The organism is Insulibacter thermoxylanivorax (assembly GCF_015472005.1).
Classification (GTDB): Bacteria; Bacillota; Bacilli; order Paenibacillales; family DA-C8; genus Insulibacter; species Insulibacter thermoxylanivorax.
In genome coordinates, this window is sequence record NZ_BMAQ01000050.1 from 1 (window position 1) to 1,527 (window position 1,527).

Annotated in this window: 1 protein-coding gene; it reads right to left on the reverse strand. The window is 47.7% G+C overall.

The features are described 5' to 3' along the window. Nucleotides 1–114 precede the first annotated feature (114 nt). Nucleotides 115–1,419: an IS1380 family transposase gene (locus PRECH8_RS14015; RefSeq protein WP_443093554.1), complete on the reverse strand. Its 1,305-nt coding sequence runs from the start codon at nucleotides 1,417–1,419 to the stop codon at nucleotides 115–117. Between the last annotated feature and the right edge of the window lie 108 nt (nucleotides 1,420–1,527).

The window sequence follows — 1,527 nt, forward strand, 5'->3', positions numbered from 1 at the left end:
GGTTTTTATGGATTCCCTTCCATTCGAACTTACGAGTTTATTCATTTTGGAATACAATTTCCCCCTCCCCACAAGAAGAGGCTTTTAGATTTCCATGTGAAATTATGGTCGATTTCACTCTAGCGCAACGACTCTAGCTTCAATCCGTTTCCAAACATGCCGATTGGTAAAGTCTTTCATCAACTTCAGAACCACTCGGCGGCTATGCTGAATAATCGTTGCGGCAACGTGAAAGAACTCTAAACGAAAACGCGCAACCGTATACCCCTGGTGGACGGGTTCGCAGCAGTCCTGTTTGAACCGCTCATAGAGGTTATAGGCTAATAGCTTGATGAGCAAGTCGAGTTCATTGGCTTCAAAGTCACTGGTCGCAATTCGATCGATGGAAAATCCACGTTTGGCTTCCTTGATGTAGTTTTCCATACAGCAGCGCTGGTTGTAGAACCGCCATAAGTCGATCGGTTCCCATTCCAGATTGGTGACGATCGCTTCATATTGCCAGTCGGTATCGAAGATGAGGCGCGTTTGGCCGTCTTCAACCACTCGTGCCTTGCGGATGATCGCGACACGACGTAACTTGTTCCAAGAAGTTGCTTTGTACAGGAGGGTAATCCCTTCGATGACCCACTCGTCCTCATCGACATAGCGTTTCCAGTAACGACAGGCGGCGACTTCGGCTGCGAGGCGTTTCGTCCATTTGAGCTTGCCGACGTAGCCGATTCGTTTCCTCTCCCATAATCGGTAGAAGTCTTCGCCTCCGAATCCTTTATCAAATCGGGCGTACTTCACCGAATGATCTTCGATCAGTTCGAACGTCTGCTCGAGGAAAGAAATAGCTCCGGTCGAAGAGTGTGTGTTACCTGCTCGAAGGACGGCATTTAGGCATAAACGGGACTGTCCTTCAAAAGCCAGTAAGGGATGGTAGCTCTTCCGACCAGGCTTGTGTGGATTGGTTCCTTTGGCAGCTCCCGATTGATCGCCATACACAGTCTCCACGGTAGAATCCAGATCTAAGATCAGGTCGCTGGGTAGGCACGGCTGAATCACATCCCGATTGATCTTCCGTAGATCCATCAGTAGATTCGGGGACGCCTTACGTAATCGCACCAATTCTTTGTACAGCAAGGAATGGTGTGGGCAGCGTCCACCGAGAAAACGCCTGACGAGTGAATCATGTTGAAGCTTGCGAAAGTGAAAGAGGCGTTCGCAACCAAGCATCCATCCGATGATCAAGTAGAGCAGGATCCGATAAACGGAAAAGAGGGAGTTGCTGGCCTTGGCGCTAGGAAGACATTGAAGAGCCTTCGCAAGCTTAATCTTTTCAAGGTAGGCTAAGAAAATCTTAAATCCGCCGTAGTTGGTTGCATTCTCTAACGAAAATTGTGTTTTCATTTTACTAATGGATGTGTTAGACTTCACCTTAAGGGTGCTCCTCTCTTTGTGGGTGATGTTGTGGACAAACACCATTCTACCAAAGATTTGGAGCACTTTTCATGTTTTTAGAGCATGTTACTTTCGAAATTTAGG